The sequence below is a fragment of the Arthrobacter sp. NtRootA1 genome (assembly GCF_019976975.1).
GTDB lineage: Bacteria > Actinomycetota > Actinomycetes > Actinomycetales > Micrococcaceae > Arthrobacter > Arthrobacter aromaticivorans.
Map to the genome: position 1 here is coordinate 3,265,055 of NZ_AP024630.1, position 17,615 is coordinate 3,282,669.

Consider the following 17,615-nt stretch of genomic DNA (forward strand, 5'->3'; position numbering starts at 1 on the left):
AGATAGACTTGGGAGTCATGTATGAGGACAACGCGAGAAAGGGCGGGCATCGTGACGAGTGCGGACGATGATGCGCGTGGCAGGGCCGGGGACACGGTCGAGGACGAGGACGGCGCGCCGAAGAAGCTGAAGGCCCCCGCCACCCGAAGGCGGGTCAGCGGGGTCGAACTCGAGGCCCGCTTCGAGGGCTGGCGCTCCGACCGGCGAGGAGAGCGGCAGGCACGCACTCCGGAGGACTCGGCGCGGCGGACGCGCCTGGTCTTGAGCGCCGCGATGGGCGTGGCGATCCTCGGGCTCGCGGCGGCCGCGGGAGTGAGCGGCAAGGGATTCGAGACGGAGCACGCGGCCAACGCCGACCGGATCTCCGCGCTCGAGGTCCAGATCGAGGATGCCAGGAGCACTCCGGTCGACCCGGATCTGACCGGAAAGATGACGCGGCTGATGGAGGCAGCCGCAAAGGACGCCCAGAAGGTCGCGGAGGCCCAGCAGCGCTTCGCGCAGCTGCACCACGAGGCGGCGACACAGCCCAATGCGGGCAACGGTACGCCGAACGCCGCGACACTGCAGATCGCCGAGCACCGCCGGACGCTGGCACCCCTGTTCAGCCCGCGCTCGTTCCTGGCCGACGAGAAGGGGGCCTACTCCTGGACCTCTGTGACGCCGTTCGACCCGAGCACGCAGATCGACCCGCGGTTCCCCTGGTATGTGCGCTACGAGGGTTTGAAGGCTTCCTCGCCCGGAGCATACGCCTGGTCGGTCGAGTCGGTGATGCCGGACCTCGCCACCCAGGACGCCACGGGCACCACGCGCACGGCGCGGGTGATCTGGCTGTGCCGGGACACCGCGGGTGGACAGGTGCTGGCGTGGGCGAACGCGGCCTACTCCTACGACGGGAAGGCCGGGACTTTCGCCGATCTCAAGGTCGTGGTGACCGCCGCCGGCGCGGAGCACCAGCAGGGCGCATCGACGACGGGCAACGGAAGCGGAGAGGGCTGATGGTGCAGGAGCAGCAGGTTGACGGCACGGACGAAACGGCAGCGCCGGGACAGGGCTTCATGCGGCGCAACGCTCTGGTGGTCGGGGTCGCGGTACTGCTGGTTACCGCCGTGACGGTGACCGGCCTGACATGGGGGTCCCAGCGCAGCGCACTGGATCAGCAGCAGCAGACGATCACGGGCCTTCAGGGTCAGCTTGCCTCGGTCGGGACCGCGAAGTCCGAGCAGGTCGAGCAGGATGTCATGCAGTCGCTCGGCGTGAGCCAGAGCCGGATCCACGACGACACCCAGATCGTGGACCGCCTGGTGAAGACGGCATTCACCTGGGACTCCGGCCAGGCCTACGAGGCCGCTCGCCGGGACCTGAAAGAGCGCTACCACCTGTCCGAGGACGAGCAGTTCCTGAAGCAGTTCATGCCGCCGGCGCGCTTCAACGAAGACGCCTCGGGCAAGCGCTACTACTACATCGACACCCAAGGGCTGAACTCGGCGGTCAATGCCGACGCGGACCTCGAGGTCGTGAAGGTCACCGCGGACGAGTACACGTATGCCGTGCAGGTCGAGGTGGCGGCTACCTCCGATGCGGTGTCCCAGAACAAGGTGGCACCGGATCGGGTCAAGTCGTACCGGACCGTGCTGGTGTACCTCACCGTCGACGCGCAAGGGAAGGTCTCTGGTCTGTCCGCCATTCCCGCTGGCGGTTCGACTCGTCATTCCAGATGATCCGACTCCCTTTCGACTCATCTTCTTGATAGAGTTGTACTGGTATTCGAGACGAAGAGCGAGTTGAGGGGCAATGGCATCGACAAAGATCGGCGAGTCGGGTGTGCAGGCCGACAAGCCTGTCCGCAAGACCCGCTTCGTGGCCGCGCCGGACGCCGGTGCGGCACCGGGCGACGCCGACCCCACTGGGGACGGAAATGTCCCGGGTGCACTGATGAGCCGCCGGGCGGCCATCGGCGGGGTGTGCATGGGGGCAGCTGCGCTGCTCTGCTTCCTGGCCGGCGCAGGTCTCTCTGGTGGCGAGGCCACTGTCAGCCACGACAAGGCTCAGCAGATCGTCTCCCTTCGCGAGCAGATCCGCACCGCCGAGGTGCGCACCGACGCCCTCCCGGAGGCCGAGGACGCTGACCGCGCCCTGGTCACCGCACAGGGAGCTGCGGAACAGATCGCCCGGTTGCAGAACGAGTACCGCCACCTGACACCCTCGGTGGCGGACTCGGGCGGGACGCTGGACCAGGCTGCCGCCGAGCCGACGCGCCGGAACCTCACCCCGCACTTCGCCCCCGACGTCGGGCAGGCCACGCTCCAACCCTGGTACCTGCTGGCCTCCGACAAGGACGTCGCCGCGGGCAACGAGATTCCGATGAGCTTCGACTCCGGCTTCAAGTGGGTCGCCCAGCGCCCTTACTCGGTCGAGGTGGACGGCACGATCCGGGTCACCTGGTTGGCGGTGCAGACCCGCCCGGCGGCCGGGCAGGCCCCGGCGGTACTGGCCTGGGCCCGGGCTGACTACGACATGACCCGCAAGAGCTTCTCCGGGGTCCAGACCGGAACGACGACCACGGGCGAGGCCCTGCGGCAGGAGGTGAAGGCACCGTGATCGAGGACGTGAAGGACTGGGTGCGCGCGAGGGCCGGGAAGGTCCTGGTCTGCAGCACCGGAACGCTGCTGGCGCTGTCGCTGCTCTCTCTGGCCCTGGCACTGCTGGCCGACGGTTCTGCGGACGCCGACGCCAAGGCCGACCAGCTCATCGTCCAGCTCCAGGGCAAGCAGGAGGACGCGCAGGCGGCACTTGAGACCAAGCACGCCCGGTTGCTGGCTGCCCTGCCGGGGATGGATGCCGAGCGGGCCGACCGGGACCGGGCCGCAGCGCGCTCGGTGCTGCTGAGCCTGACGGATTCCTCGGCTGCCTCGCGGACCGTTAAGGAGACGCAGGCCGCCCTCGATGCCCGGTACGCGTTTCTCGGAACCTCGTCCCGGATCCTCACCGAGTTCATCCCGGAATGGATGGCAGCGACCGGTGCCGGAAAGGGCGCGGGGACGGCGTACCAGCTGGCCGACTTCGACGTCGACGTTGCCGCGGTGAAGGGCCTGGACTACTCCTACATCGGAGTGGCGCGCCTGGACCCGGTCTCCGCCGACGGCAAGTCCACGGCCAAAAGTGAGTACGTGGTCTTCACCTTCGCCACCGGACAGGACGGCACGGTCGCCTCGTTCGAAGCGTACCGGGCCTCGGGCCGGACGCGGGACCAGCTTGTCGCGCAGAGGCCGCCTGCCTCTGCTTCACCGGCCGAGACCGCCAGCCCCGGACCCAGCCACAGCGGCTGACCGGCGGGACACCCGCACAGACACGACACGACAACAACGAAGGACGAGACAAATGACGATCCAGACTCTGGACAAGACCGGCAGCGCGACCGAGCACGAAGCCCGGGTGGAGGCTGCCACTGCAGTCCCCGTCGAGAGGGCCCCGGCCAAGCCGAAGGCCGGGCGTGGCCCTTCGAAGCTGGCCGGCGCGCTGCGCCGCCTGGCCCCCGGGAAGGGCTCCGGCGGATCGCCGGTGCTGATCTGGGCGGTGTTCTTCCGCTCGGTCGTGCTCATCGCCGACTACGTGCTGGCCTCGATGACTGCGATGGTCGTGATCCCGATGCTCGGCGCGTGGCTGCACCGGCAGTCGGGCGCAGCAAGCGGCGACCTGACCATGGCCGGGACCGTCGCGATGTGGATCGCCCCGCTGCTGTTTGTGGTCCTGTTGCTGGCCGCCGCGGAGATCGCCGCGATGCGCGGGATGTGGCGCTGGTCCACCCGCCGGATCCAGGCTGTGCGCGACGCCCGCACCCCGGCGCTGACCCCGGCCACCGCCGCCCCCAGGACCACCCGCCCGAGCCAGAAGACCAACCGGAAGAGGAGCAACTGATGCGCACTGCTGGACTGATGATGAATGACGTGTGGGCCGACCGGGCCCTGCGGGAGCGTGGCGTGCAGGCGCACCGCTACGACGGCCTCGATGCCCAGATCGGGGTGCTGGTCGACTCTGTCGAGCTCAAGCACCGCGGCAAGGAGGAGAACTACCGGCCCTATCTGCACGTCGTGGGCGAGCTGCGCTCGATCACTCCCGCCGAGCCGCTTCCGTACGGGATCACCCAGGTGACCTACTCGCACGGCCAGGGCGAGAAGGTCGACGCCTTCTACGAGTTCGACGACGAGCAGCTGGTCGCACTGGCGGCCAAGGGCTACTTCAGCCCTTCGTTCACCGTGCCCGACCAGCTCACGGGGATCGAGTGGGAGCTGCCCGCCAGGGTGGATGCCCTCGTGCTCACCCCGTCCGGGGACCAGGCCGATGCCCCCGTGGTCTCTATGAACGTGCACCGCATCGCCGATCTCGAGATCGACCTGGCCTCCACCGAGTACGACCTGGCGGCCTACTTCGCTGATCGCTCCAAGGATGGTCATGGTCTGGTTGAGTCCGTCGTCGACCAGCGGGGCCTGCGGGCCCGCTCCGACGCGATCAACTCGCTGTTCAGCGAGGACGAGCTCGACTTGGTCGCGCAGGCGGAGAACCTCCAGCGGCCGGAGGCGCAGCAGCCGGCTGCCGAGGGCGTCACCGCGCAGTTGCTGGCGGTCGAGGCCGAGATCACCGCGGAGCGCGAGCGGTATCAGGCTGAGCTGGAGCGCACTGAGGGCACGCCCGAGCACCTGTATCACCAGCGTGTGGCCCCGGCCCTGCACCTGGACGGACCGGAGGATGCTGCCGTCCCTGCGGACGCGGAGCCGGATGCCGGCGCGACCCACGATCTGGACTTTGGTCTGGATGAGGAGGCCACCGGGCAGGAGGTGCCCGCGCCGACGCTCGAGGAGCGCAAGCGCGAGGCCTCCCGCCGCGCCGCCGACCTCGACTTCGGCGAGGAAGACGGGCACGGCCTGGGCCACTGAGGCCGAGGCGGGCAGAGCAGTCAGGACGGGCCCCGGTCGCTGGAGGACAGCGGCCGGGGTTCTGTGCATTCACACGACGGAGGGATGAGGCGGGATGGGCCTGAAGCAGTCAGTGGTCATCGTCAACGAGTTCAGTGTGCCGCTGCCCGGCGGCAAGGGGTCCCGGGGCGGCACCCCCGGCGACTACGTCACCCGGTACATGGCGCGCGAGCAGGCGACTGAGTCGCTCGCGCCGATCCAGCGGCTGCGCACGGACGACTTCATCCTGCGCTACATGGCCCGCGATTGCGCGGTCGAGCGCGCCGGGACGAGCAGGGTCGAGGCCAAGACGATAATGCGCCAGGCCCAGGGCGATGGCGGCGTGGCCTTCGGCTACGGCTCAGTGTCGCTCTCCGACGAGCAGCTGCGGGCTGCATCCCGGGACATCCAGAAACACTTCGAGAGCGGCAAGACGGTGCTGAAGACCGTGCTCTCCTTCGATGAGGAATACCTGAAACGGCACCGCATCGTCGGCGAGGACTTTCACTGCGAAGGCCGCGGGGACTACCGCGGCCACATCGACCAGATGAAGCTGCGGATGGCGATCATGCACGGGTTGGAGCGGATGAGCTCGGGCACGAGCGGTTTCGACGACCTGCGCTACGTCGGCGTGATCCAGGTCGACACCGAGCACGTCCACTGCCACCTGGCGATGGTCGACGCCGGACACGGCCACCTGGCTAAGGACGGCACCCAGCGGGGCAAGCTTCTGGACCGGCACAAGTCCCGGTTGCGGCGCGGCGTGGACGCCTGGCTGGACGAGAAGCAGGCCGTCGCGCACCTGTCCAGCGCCGTCGGTTACGAGCGCAGGAACGTGACGACCTTCATCAAGCGCTGGGCACACGAGCGCATGCGCTCAGAGGCCCTCCCCCAGTTCCTGCTGGCCTGCCTGCCCGCCGACCGCTCGCTGTGGCGCGCCGGAACCAACGATCTGCGGATGCGCAAAGCCAACCGTCTGGTCTCCGAGCTGGTGGCCGAGCAGCTGGAGCGGCCGGGCTCTCCGCTGCCGGCGGCAATGGAGAGGGTCGTGGAGTACGCCAATCAGCGCCGCAAGGCCGAGGGCCTGCCCACCGACGCGTGGCAGCGCCTGGTCGACGCGGGTCGCAGCCAGATCACCGAGCGGGCGGTCAACGGCGTCTACCAGATGCTGCGCGCCCTGCCCGAGGAGGAGCTGCGGGTGCGTACGCCGATGCTTGAGGTGATGGGTATGGACTACGCCGAGATGGCCGCCCTGGCCGCAGAGCGCCAGCAGCAGCACGGCAGCTCGGAGGACGATGTCGTCTCCTTCGGCTTCCGGCTGCGCAGCTATGCCTCCCGCCTGCAGCATCACAAGTCCAAAGCCAGCGCCTACCGGGACCTGGCACGGCAATGGGAGCGTGCCGAGAAGGCTGAAGTGGCCGTAGAGGACTCCCGGCCGCTCTACGACTTCTACCGCTACGAAGAGGACTGGCACCGGCGGGTGATGAGCAAGTACCAGCACTTCCTGCCGTTTGTCGGCGACGCCAGCCAGTGGTACGCCCAGCAGCAGGAGGTCGCCGCGTACGGCCAGCGCCTGCTCTCGCTGATGGCGCTGCGCCAGGACGCCTCGCTGCAGCGGATGAAGGACGCCGACCAGGCCGAGGAGATGGGCCGCGAAATCTACGGCCAGCCCGGCGGACGGCACCTGACCGCGGGCAAGGCCGGACGGGCGGTGCTGGACGCGCGCATCGAGACGATGAAGCAGGTCTACGACGAACGGCTCCAGGAGCTGCGCACCGACCTGGCCGACTCGGGGCTGGTGCTCGTCGCCGGTCCTGCTGACCAGCGCAGCGCCGTCGCCGGCGGGGATACGGCGCTCTCCACCCAGCTGTCGATCGAGACCGGGACCGTACACCCCTTCGACGAGGTCAAGGCACTGGACCTGCATCACCTGGGCTATGACTTCGTGGCCGATGTCGAGATCGGCGAGCGGGCCCGGCGGGAGTTCACCGCAGCCGCGGCCGAACGCCGCCGGCTGCTGCTGGCGGCCATGGAGTACCTCGACCAGTCAGGCCAGTCCGAGGCGATCGCCGACCTCCCGGTCGACGACATCGCCGCGATGACCCGGGTCTCGCGGGAACTGGTTCCGGTGGAGGACGGCTCCACGCGGCCGGTTCTGCGTTCGAGGATCGCGGCGCTGCGCGAAGAGCAGGAACAGGCGGCCCGGATGCGCCGGTCGAAGGCCTCCTCGCTGGACGCCGGCCTGGTGGTGCGCGTCCAGCAGCGGGTCGACGCCGCGGTGGCTGGTGCCGATGTCCTCCCCGGCCCCGAGCAGGAGCCGGCAGGGCGGCCCGACGGCATCCAGCACGAGTAGGGACACGAGTTGAAAGATCATTCGAATGGTTGCGGAATTATCTATAGGAGTATTAGTGTATAGAGCAGTTCGGCAGGCACTTCGGGGCTTTGCTCGGACGACGTGAATGATCAAGGCCGTTCTGCCGAGTGGCGGACGGAACGACGAAAGGACGAGATCATGGCACTTCTCAAGGGCAAGGGCGCAATGACCGGGGTCAACCTCATCGCCAAGGTCTATGACAACGGCGCGACCAAGGACGGCAAGTCGCACTACGCCGACATCCAGGTCGACGCCCGCGACTCGCGCGGACCGGAGCAGAGCAACCTGCACCTGAAGTCCGAGCGCGTGAAGGGCCCGGACGGCAAGGAGCGCTTCGCCAACACCGCCCCCTACTCGGTGGGCCAGCTGGAGGAGATCGTCAAGGCCGCGGGCCCGAATACGGAGCCGCTGCTCAACAAGGACGGCGAGAAGGTCGGCACCGTCTACGGCTTCAAGGGCAACGTGATGCCGGCCTCGCGCGGCACCGGTCTGGTGGTCAACACCAAGTCCGTGGAGGCCAGCGACTTCAAGGTCGACGCCAAGACCCTGGACAACCAGTTCGCCTCCATGAAGGCGGCCAAGGAGGCCCAGGCGGCTGCCAAGCAGAGCCAGGCCGGTCCGGAGCAGACCGCCCAGGCCGAGCAGGTCGTCGAGGCCGAGGCCCCCGCGGTCGGCTGACACCGATCCACGGCTCAGCAGAACTCATTGAAAGGCCCCCGGAGAGACCTCTCCGGGGGCCTTTCGCATAGAGAGGAACGAATCATCATGGCAGATCTCAGTAAAGGTTCCCAGGGCCGACCGGAGCACGGCCAGCGCCCGACGTCGTACACGCCCGAGCAGCTGGCGGCGATCCGCGGGGCCACCCCCGATACCGGAGTGCAGCGGGGCCCGAGCTCGCAGGCGGGCCTCGGCGCGGTGCGGGGTCCCCGATACAGCGTGCCCTCCTCCCCCGCTCCCGGCCAGCCGGGCTCGAGGTTCAACCCCAACATGGTCGAGCGGCGGCCGCGCCCGCAGGCTGAGCCGGCACCGGGGATGATCACTTCAGCGGATGTGCCGAAGCCGGAATCGGCCCGGCAGGAGCAGCCCCAGGCGAAGCAGGCCCATGCCGGCGGCACGGTTCAGGGTCCGGTGAAGGTCCCGCTCACCCAGCGGGCCGCCGGGTCGAAGGTCGGACAGGCCGTGCAGTCCGGGGGCCGCCGCGAGGGAGCCAGGCGGCTCGGCACCGAGGCCATGCAGGATGCCGCGGCCCACGCCCAACGTGCCCAGCAGTCTGGTGCATCGACCAGGGGCGTCGCCGCCAGCGCCGCCAGGGGAGCTGCCGTGGGTGCAGCCCGCGGGCTGCACACGGAGCTGGCCGGACATGGCGGACAGAAGGCCCCCCAGGGCTCCGCTGCCGGGGCGGACCTGGTCGGGCGGATGGGCTCGGTTGTCGGCCGTGGTGCTCAGGAGCAGCTGCCGGGCACCTCGCCGCAGGGACGGAAGCCGGTCAGCGAGAGGTACGACTATCAGTTCGAGGGCCAGGGCGAGCCCGAGGGCACCGAGCAGCAGCGCGGGGCCTGAGACAGGCACGGAGGAGGAGAAGGCTATGGCGACGAACGATCCCAGCCCACTGAGCGGCACGAGCCTGCTGGAGCTGGGCCTGGACGAGATCACGGCCCCGGACGAGGGCATGGACATGTGGGCGGAGGCCGGGCGCGCCCTGGTCGACCGCGTGGGTGCCTCGATGCGTCAGCAGCGCGAGGCGAACGAGCGGGCACGGTGCGACCGGGAGTCCAGCAGGCCGCTGAGCGAGCGGTACGACTACCAGTTCGAGCAGGGTGGGGCTTCGTCCCAGGAGGACCGCCAGCAGGGGCTGTGACAGCACCCCTACGGAGTGAATGGCCAGGAGGCCCCCGGATATGAGTCCGGGGGCCTTTCACTGTCCTATCACAGTCTAGCCGAATGGTGTCATGATAGACTTTCGACTGATCTATCAGATGAATTCAAGTCTTGGCGAGAGGTCTTCCACGGCATGTTCCATGAAGTGCACCTGAATGAGGGCTATCCGCTCCTGTCGAAGCTGTCGGACCCGCTCAAGAGGGCCGAGCGCGAGATCGTCGGCCGCGAGCACGAGAAGCTCCAGCTGCTGGCCTCGATGAGCAGGCCAGAGCTGTGCAACGCCCTGCTCCTGGCCGAGGCAGGTACGGGTAAGACCGCTCTCGTCCAGGCCACGATGGCCGCTGACGCCGAGCGGCTCTATCTCGAGGTCGATCCGTCCCGGATGATCTCCGAGGCCGGTGACTCGGACCGCATGGCCGCCATGCTCAAGGGCTTCTTCGACGAGGCCGAGCACTTCGTGGCGGACGAGAAGCAGGAGCTGGTCCTGTTCATCGACGAGTTCCACCAGATCATCCAGCTTTCCGATGCTGCGGTTGAGGCGGTCAAGCCGGTGCTGGCCGCCTCCGGGGCACGCGGCATCCGAATCATCGCCGCGACGACCTATGACGAGTTCCACAGGCACATTGCACCGAATCAGCCGCTGGTTGAACGGCTGCAGCGCATCAACCTGACGCCGCCGGACCAGGAGACGACGATCCGGATTCTGCAGGGCATGGCCGAGCACTACGACGTCGCCGACCAGTTCTACGACGACCACATCTACCGGCAGATCTATGAGTACACCGAGCGCTACATGCCGGCGAGCTCGCAGCCGCGCAAGTCGATCCTGGTGCTGGACAGCATGGTTGGCTGGCACCGCCTCACCAAGCGGGCGCTGGACCGCGATCTGCTCTCGGACGTGCTCCAGGAGTCTCTGGGCGTCAACGTTGCCTTCAAGGTCGACGGCGCGAAGATCAAGGAGCAGCTGGACTCGAAGGTGTTCAGCCAGGACCTGGCCACGCGTGCGGTCGCGCGGCGGCTGCAGCTGTCGGTCGCGGACCTGAACGACAAGGGCCGGCCGGAGGCCTCGCTGCTGTTCACGGGGTCGACCGGCGTGGGTAAGACCGAGCTTGCCAAGCAGCTGGCACGGCTGCTCTTCGGTGACGACCAGCGCCACCTGATCCGATTCGACATGTCCGAGTACGCCCAGGACTCCTCGATGGACCTGTTTCGCTCCGAGCTGACGAAGCGGGTCTGGGACCTCTCGCACGCCGTACTGCTGTTCGACGAGGTCGAGAAGGCCTCGGCGATGGTCACCCGTCTGCTGCTGCAGGTGCTCGACGACGGCCGGCTCTCCGACGACAACAACCGCGAGGTCAGCTTCCTGAACACCTACATCGTCATGACGACGAACGCAGGCTCGGAGATTTACAAGACCATCGCGCAGTATGCGGCCGACGACACGGGCTCGGGCGAGCAGCTGCTGAAGTACGACAAGCTCATCCGCCGCTCGATCACCGAGACCTCGGCGGATAACCGCTTCCCGCCCGAGCTGTTGGGCCGTATCGACGCCATCGTCCCGTTCCAGCCGCTCTCCGAGGACACGCAGCGCAAGATCGTGCGCAACAAGCTGCGCCACATGGTGCAGGAGGTCCTCATCAAGCACAACGTGCGGGTGGACATCGACCAGAGGGTCCTGCAGTACCTCATCGACGACAAGGGCGATACCGACTCCAATGCCGGCGGTGCCCGTGGCGCGGTGGCGAAGATGACCGACGAGGTCACCACCGGAGTGGCGACGTTCATCAACGAGCATCCCTCTGAGCGGCGGATCCGGATCGACGTCGTCGGCGAGTTGGCGAGCGATCACAAGGACATGCTCACCTCCGATGCGTGCATCGAGGTGAGCGCCGTGCGCTGATCTGCGCCAGCGGTCATTGCGGGCCATTCGGCGTCGTGTTGAATTGCCTATCATTGCACCTATCGACTCATAGGCGATAGGATACTCATATACCAGGCGAACTGCGTTTCATCATCGAAGGGATCGACACCAATGGGCATTCTGGGCACGGCTGCGGGAAGCCGGAACAAGGATCGGAAGAAGAAGCCTGACGAGCTGCTCTCGTCCGTGGTCAGGGAGACGGCGATCCCCGCAGCAGTCGACCTGCTGCGGTCGAACGCGAAGTTCGTCTTCCCCAGCGGCACGGCGTGGGTCATGCTCGTGCTGGCCGCCGAGTCCATCGGCGGGCTGAGCAAGCGGCACGGCCGCGACGAGGCGAAGGGCTCGCTCATCGAGCTCATTGACTCCGACCAGATCAGGACCGTCGCCACGGCAGAGATGCTGGGCGAAGAGGTCTTCGGCATCATCCCCAACACGGAGACGCTTGCGCGCATGGAGGAGTACTCGCTCCTGGCTGGCGCGGAGTACTCCTGGGCGGTCGTCTGGCAGAAGCCCAGCGGCGAGCTGCTGGTGGACCTGGTCGCCGAGGCCACGTTCAAGCAGGCCCAGGAGGTCGCTTCCGGCACGCTGAGCCTCGAGGAGGCTGTCGGAGCGCAGGCCTGGCGCGAGCACAGCGGCGTCACCACCGACGAGCCCGGGACCCTTCCCGCGGTGGACGCGGACGCTGTTGCTGCCGTGGACACCGGCGACGAAGGTGACCCGATCTTCGACTCGATTCCCGGCGGGGGCGAGGGTGCCGGTGACGAGCCGGTCTTCGACGCTGCGGGCGATGAGCCCGTGTTCGACGACGAAGCCGTCGGCTTCGGATACGAGGACGCGGCCCCGGTTGCGGTGGAGCCGGAGCCCGGCTTCGACGGCACGGCCGGCTTCGAGGAGTCCGGTCCTGTGACCGCCGACGATATGACGTACGCCCCGGCCGAGGAGGAAGCCGTCCTGCTGGAGAACCAGGAGCAGGTGCGCGAGGTCATCGCCCGCCGCTTCCTCTCCGAGGACCTGGACCTCGACGTGCGCCTGGACGAGTTCAATGCGACCTTCGCCATCGGCGCGCCGGTCGTGCAGATCGAGGTGCCGCAGGGTGCGACCGAATGGCTCGGCGACCAGGTCGCCCAGCTCAACCGGCAGGCCAATGCCGACCTTGCCCAGCTGCGGTGGGCGCACGAGGACGAACTGCGCACGCTGTACGTGAACCTCATGTCGGCCCACGTCGAGCAGGTCATCCGTGACGTGGCCACCGACCGCGAGGGCTCGCGCTATAAGGCACTCAAGGACGGCACCGAGGCGGCGCACCGCGAGCGGGAGTCCGAGAAGGAACAGCGGATCCGCACCCGTAAGGCCGAGATCGTCCAGGACTACGAGGCCCAGGCGAAGAAGCTCGCCGAGCAGGCCGCCCTCCAGGCGGAGATCCAGTACAAGGAGCGCAACCGCTCCCGCATGGAGCGCGAGCAGGCCGACGCCGTCGCCGAGATCGAGCGGGTGCTCGAGAACTCCTACTCGCACGACCGCCAGGAGATCCTGCGCGTGCGCCGCTCCGACGCCGCCCTGAAGATGCAGGTCGGCACTACGCGGATCTTCGAGGTCCTGGCCGAGAAGCAGAAGGCCTACCTCGAGGCCGAGGAGCAGCGTCTGGGGCAGTGGAAGGCCGAGATCCAGCGGATCGTCGACGACAACCGCAAGGCGGACATCGCCCAGGCCGAGGCTCTGGCAGAGCACCAGCGCACCACCGACGAGATCGGCGTCCTGCGCCGCGAGCAGGAGGCGCTGCTGGAGTCGATCCGCAACGAGCACGCCGACCGCATCCGCCGGATGGAGGACGAGCTCGACCGCAACCGCAAGGACGCGATCACCCAGATGCAGGCCCGCGAGACGGAATGGCAGCACAGCCTGTCCCTCGAGAAGGAGAAGACCGACTCGGCCACGCAGCGGAACACGGACCTGCTGCAGCAGATGGAGGTTGTCGAGGACTCGGTCAAGCGCCGTTACGAGGCACGGCTGGAGGAGATGGCTGCGGACAAGGAGTCCTACGCCAGCGAGCTGGCAAGGGCTTCGGAGATCCAGAGCCGCTACAACAAGATGCTCATCGCCCTGATCGTCGCGCTGCCCGTGCTCGGCGGCGTCGCCGGCTTCATCGGCGGGGCAGCCATGGGCGGCTGATCCGACTCGGAGATCGACGAGTCTGACGGCGCATGGGGCTCGCACCCCGTGCGCCGTCGGCGTCTTCCGGGATCACAACAGGCGCAGGACACACAGACACACGCGGAAACAGGCAGGGAGAACCATGGCAGGCAGCAAGCGCAGGGCGGCACGGCCCAAGGCCAGCGGCTGGGAGAAGATCTCGGCGCGTCGGCCGGAGGAGACGCTGACGAACCGGGACGTCTATGAAGACCAGCAGCTGGACCGCGGCGAGCGGCTGAGCAAGAAGTCGAACACGTCGGGCCTCGTGCTCGCCGGCGTCGCTGGCCTGTTGGTCGCGATCGTGGCGTGGGTGCTGTACTCGGTCATTGCTACGGCAGTGCTCACGCTCGGGGCGACGATGGGCGGTGGCCTGGGCGGAAACAGCAGCGGAAAGCCGGACTCGTACTACGTGGAGGACACGACGACAGGCCAGGGCGGGGCCCCGATGACGTGCTACCGCGCCGTCAACGAGAAGGGTAACCCCGAGATCGGCTCGAAGTGCTACCCGGATCTCAAGGACGTCCCGGTGCCAGCGTGGTGGACCCACGCAGGCAGCGCCGCCCAGGACGCCCCGAAGGTTGACCAGGGGGCTACGCCCGCGGCGACGAACGTCGGCGGGCAGCTGGGGTCCGTCACCGGGTTCAAGCTCTTCCTGACGCTGGGATCGGGCGCGCTGGTCATGATCGTGATCTCCACCTGGACCGGACGCCAGGTCGCCAAGCACAACGCGACGGTCGACCACACGGACATCAACGACCACCGCAACGACCAGCACATCGCGCTGCCGGAGGAGGTCCAGCAGAACTACGACTGGTTCCCGGACGCCGGTGCGCACTCGGGGGTGCAGGTCAGCTCGATGATCAGTCACATGATGCTCAGCAAGAAGGGGCTGGGCACGGTCAAGGTCTCCCGGCGCGCAGAGTCCGACGTGATTGACCAGGACGGCAACATCGTCTACTACAAGGGTGAGGTCATGGACGGCGACGACGGCGAGCCGCTGGTCGAGACCCTGCCGCTGATCGACGAGGAGTTCGGCCAGGCGCTCTTCGACGCCTCGGGCCTGCCCCGGGACAAGCGGCTGCGCCGGAAGTATGACGCAACGGTGATCCCGTACAACCCGCCGACCGAGGAGAGCCGGCGCAAGGCCAAAGAGGCGAAGGACCCTGGGAAGCTCCAGGGCGCGAACCGTGACAAGCTCGGGCCCTACCGTACGGTGTCTGACCTGATCACCGATGACTGGGAGTTCCCGGCGTACGAAGTCCAGCGCCCTGCCGGTGCCTACATCGTCGACACTGCTCCCGTGAACACGATGGTGCTGGCCATCACCCGGGCGGGCAAGGGCCAGACCTACATCGAGCCGATGATCGACATGTGGTCGAGGGAGAAGAAGCCCTCGAACATGGTCATCAACGACCCCAAGGGCGAGCTGCTCGTCAAGAACTACATCCCGCTGGTCACGCGCGGCTTCGAGCCGGTGCAGTTCAACCTGATCAACGCGATGAAGACCGACATCTACAACCCGCTGGGCATGGCCGCCGACGCCGCCCGCGAGGGCGACTCGACCAAGTGCGCGCTCTACATCGAGAACATTGGCGAGGTTTTCTTCCCGCTGGACGGCGGTGAGGACCCGGTCTGGCCGAACGCGGCGAACAACGCCTTCAAACGGGCCGCCTACGGTCTCATCGACTACTACCTCGAGGAGGAGCGTGAGCTGCGCGAGTACGCAGCAGCCACCGGCATGGACCCGGGCACGCTGGAGCAGCGGCTGGACGACATGTGGGGAAAGGTCACGCTGTACAACTGCTACCAGCTCTTCGTGCAGCTGACCTCGAAGAAGTGGAAGAACCCCGCTGCCGAGCTGGAGAAGCGCATCAAGAACGGCGAGTTCGAAGAGGACGAGGACGCCCTGGCCGAGGAGCAGGCCAAGGTCGCCGAGAAGGATTTCCTGTGGGAGGGCAAGGCCGAGCAGGACCTGCTCACGCTCTACTTCAACGCCACCCAGGCCCTGCCGCGCAACTCGATGCGCACGCTCGTCGGCAACGCCCACAACGCCCTGGTCGCCATGGCCGGTGCGGAGAAGATGATGTCCTCGGTCTACGGCATCGCGATCACGGGCATGAGCTTCTTCACCGACCCGACGATCTCGACCCTGACCTCGGGTAAGCCGAGCCAGAACACTGACCTGGCGGGTTTGTCCTTCCCGCGGCGGCTGGGCGTGCGGTTCTCGCCGAACTTCATGAAGCGCGACCACCTGCTCGGCCAGATGGCGAGCTGGTCGGCGTACGCGGACCCGATGTTCATCCAGAACCTTGGCAAGGACTTCGAGCACTCGGAGATCGTCGGCCGCGTGGGCTGGGCGCGCTACAACTTCAAGGGAATCTTCCCCGGCGACGAGGCCTGGCTGAAGCTGGAGCTGAAGAACCCGCAGAGCGGCATGCTCGTGCGCACTTTCTACTTCCACTTCCGCAAGAGCTACCAGCTCTCCCTCAACGGCCGGCACTTCGTGGTCGAGCCGGTCACCGGCAAGAAGATCGTGAAGAACGGCGTGCTGCGCGAGCTGCGGCCGGTGCGGGAGGGTGGCACCCGCGACGGGAAGATCCTCTCGTTCCAGCCCGGCGACACGACCTTTCCGAGCCGCAAGCTGGACTTCTCCGGCGGAGGGCACCCTGAGGAGGTCGAGGTCCGGGCGCGCGCGATCACGCAGACGATGGCGCGGTACTCGGAGTCGCCCAAGGCGGTCTTTCTCGTCACTCCCCCACACCTGATGAAGTACGCCAAGCTGATCCTGATCCTGGTCAAGCAGCTGGTGGACGTCTCGTTTGACCAGTCGTACATGACCAAGTCGAACCAGAAGCCGCTCTACCGCACCCGGTTCATGCTCGACGAGCTCGGCAACCTGCAGTCCGACGGTAATGGCATCGCCGGCTTCGAGACCATGCTCTCCATCGGCCTCGGCCAGGAGCAGCAGTTCACGCTTATCCTGCAGACGCTGCAGCAGCTGCGCGACGTCTACGGCGAGTCGGTCGACAAGATTGTGCAGGGAAACACCAGCAACATCGTCTTCCTCAAGTCGACCGACGACTCGATGATTGAGACGCTGGAGAAGATGAGCGGCAAGACTCACCGTACCCACGCCAGCTCGAAGCAGATCACGCAGAACCTGGACAAGGTGGTCGGCGGGAAGACGGACGGAGCGATTTCGCGCACCTGGTCGACGGAGGAGGAGCCGCTGATCAAGTACAACGATTTCGCCTTCCTCTCGCCGCGCAACTCGATCGTGCTGCGCGCCGGCGACGCGCCGGTCTGGAACCGCAACGAGACGATCCTGCCGATGTCATTCAAGCTGCTCGGCAACACGATCACCCACCCGGGGCACGAGTACTCGCTGCAGACGATCCCCACGCTCAGCTCCGCGATGGAGTTCGACGTGCGCATGAATCAGCCGGACTTCGTCAAGATGCTCGACAAGCGCATGGCCCAGGCGGTCAGGGCGGCCGACGCCAAGACGCTCTACCAGGAGACGTACGACTACAAGGACATCGACATCGAGCGCCTCGACCCGGACGTCTACTCGGACGAGGTCATGGAGGTCATCACGCGGATGGTTTTCACCGACGAGAGTGGCGATCCCAACGCCCCGGTGGTCGTGGACCCGGACGACTACGAGGCCATGATGCTGGGCAACGACGAGGAGTTCCTGGAGGACGTGGAGGTGGCCGCGACCGTGGCTGCCCACCAGGCGACGCAGAAGGACCACAAGCGCCTGGTCTACGCCGAGGGCACGGTCAGCAAGGAGATGCTGATCAATCTCGACGGCTCGGCGAAGGTCAAGGCCCTGGACCTTGAGATTGGTGAGGCGTATAAGACCGCGCTGGTGGAGATGCAGCGGGACCGCGAGCACTTCTCAGTCGGCGGGGACGGCGAGCTGCGCAGCGCCGACGGGTCAAAGACCTACATCAGCCAGGTCCGTTCCGATGCCTACACCGACGCCGCCCGCAGGATCAACGGCCAGATCAGCGACGAGGGCTCGCGCGTGTTCGCCGAACAGGACGTGACCGAGGAGGATCTGCGGTCGCTGGCCACGGTCAAGGTGCACGCCGCCTTTTACACGTACCTGGCCTCGCTGCCCAGCTGGGAGGTCCTGGCCGACGGGGCTTTCGACCGGGCCATGGCCGTAGAGATGAAGTCCCGGGGGTAGTGCCGGCGGGTCTATTCGCTCCGTGCCGGGACAGTCGATGCAATTCGACTGTCCCGGCATTCGTCTTTTGGCTCGTTTCTGACTCGTCTATCGCTTCCATTCGAA

The 17,615-nt window shown here is 67.2% G+C and carries 13 protein-coding genes; 12 read left to right on the top strand and 1 reads right to left on the bottom strand.

Translation table 11 applies throughout. The features are described from left to right. The first annotated feature begins 51 nt into the window (after positions 1–51). The 8 genes from LDN90_RS14705 (at position 52) to LDN90_RS14740 (ending at position 8,001) form a co-directional block, all read left to right on the top strand. Positions 52–996 (top strand): hypothetical protein, encoded by a 945-nt coding sequence (locus LDN90_RS14705; protein WP_142938927.1) that lies wholly within the window; start codon positions 52–54, stop codon positions 994–996. Continuing rightward, positions 996–1,718 (top strand): hypothetical protein, encoded by a 723-nt coding sequence (locus LDN90_RS14710; protein WP_142938926.1) that lies wholly within the window; start codon positions 996–998, stop codon positions 1,716–1,718. Before LDN90_RS14705 ends, LDN90_RS14710 begins: the two co-directional genes overlap by 1 nt. Positions 1,719–1,791: 73 nt before the next feature. Then, positions 1,792–2,598, top strand: coding sequence for a hypothetical protein (locus LDN90_RS14715; protein WP_142938925.1), 807 nt, complete (start codon positions 1,792–1,794; stop codon positions 2,596–2,598). After that, a complete protein-coding gene (locus tag LDN90_RS14720) occupies positions 2,595–3,326 on the top strand; it encodes a hypothetical protein (RefSeq protein ID WP_142938924.1) in 732 nt (243 codons plus the stop codon). The genes LDN90_RS14715 and LDN90_RS14720 overlap by 4 nt, the downstream gene beginning before the upstream one ends. Positions 3,327–3,378: 52 nt before the next feature. Then, positions 3,379–3,915, top strand: coding sequence for a hypothetical protein (locus tag LDN90_RS14725; RefSeq protein WP_223946285.1), 537 nt, complete (start codon positions 3,379–3,381; stop codon positions 3,913–3,915). Continuing rightward, positions 3,915–4,931 (top strand): hypothetical protein, encoded by a 1,017-nt coding sequence (locus LDN90_RS14730; RefSeq protein WP_142938905.1) that lies wholly within the window; start codon positions 3,915–3,917, stop codon positions 4,929–4,931. The genes LDN90_RS14725 and LDN90_RS14730 overlap by 1 nt, the downstream gene beginning before the upstream one ends. A gap of 94 nt (positions 4,932–5,025) precedes the next feature. Then, the gene (gene mobL, locus LDN90_RS14735) at positions 5,026–7,302 is read left to right on the top strand and encodes a relaxase MobL (protein ID WP_142938904.1); all 2,277 of its coding nucleotides are present in this window, start codon (positions 5,026–5,028) and stop codon (positions 7,300–7,302) included. Positions 7,303–7,461: 159 nt separating this feature from the next. Beyond that, positions 7,462–8,001, top strand: coding sequence for a hypothetical protein (locus LDN90_RS14740; RefSeq protein WP_071416492.1), 540 nt, complete (start codon positions 7,462–7,464; stop codon positions 7,999–8,001). A 363-nt stretch (positions 8,002–8,364) separates the two neighbouring features. Here LDN90_RS14740 and LDN90_RS14745 read toward each other — a convergent pair whose 3' ends face one another. Continuing rightward, positions 8,365–8,892, bottom strand: a complete 528-nt coding sequence (locus tag LDN90_RS14745) for a hypothetical protein (protein ID WP_142938903.1) — start codon at positions 8,890–8,892, stop codon at positions 8,365–8,367. A 16-nt stretch (positions 8,893–8,908) separates the two neighbouring features. On the opposite strand from LDN90_RS14745, the gene LDN90_RS14750 reads away from it, so the two are divergent. The 4 genes from LDN90_RS14750 to LDN90_RS14765 all read left to right on the top strand — a co-directional run bounded on the left by LDN90_RS14750 (position 8,909) and on the right by LDN90_RS14765 (position 17,510). Further along, positions 8,909–9,181 carry a hypothetical protein gene (locus LDN90_RS14750; RefSeq protein WP_142938902.1) on the top strand — a complete coding sequence of 91 codons (273 nt, stop codon included), beginning with the start codon at positions 8,909–8,911 and terminating at the stop codon, positions 9,179–9,181. 165 nt (positions 9,182–9,346) lie between these two features. Continuing rightward, entirely contained in the window at positions 9,347–11,101 is a 1,755-nt protein-coding gene (locus LDN90_RS14755) for an AAA family ATPase (protein ID WP_202979323.1), read from the top strand. 132 nt (positions 11,102–11,233) lie between these two features. Continuing rightward, entirely contained in the window at positions 11,234–13,291 is a 2,058-nt protein-coding gene (locus LDN90_RS14760; RefSeq protein ID WP_142938900.1) for a hypothetical protein, read from the top strand. 124 nt (positions 13,292–13,415) lie between these two features. Continuing rightward, positions 13,416–17,510 (top strand): type IV secretory system conjugative DNA transfer family protein, encoded by a 4,095-nt coding sequence (locus LDN90_RS14765; protein WP_142938899.1) that lies wholly within the window; start codon positions 13,416–13,418, stop codon positions 17,508–17,510. Positions 17,511–17,615: the final 105 nt, after the last annotated feature.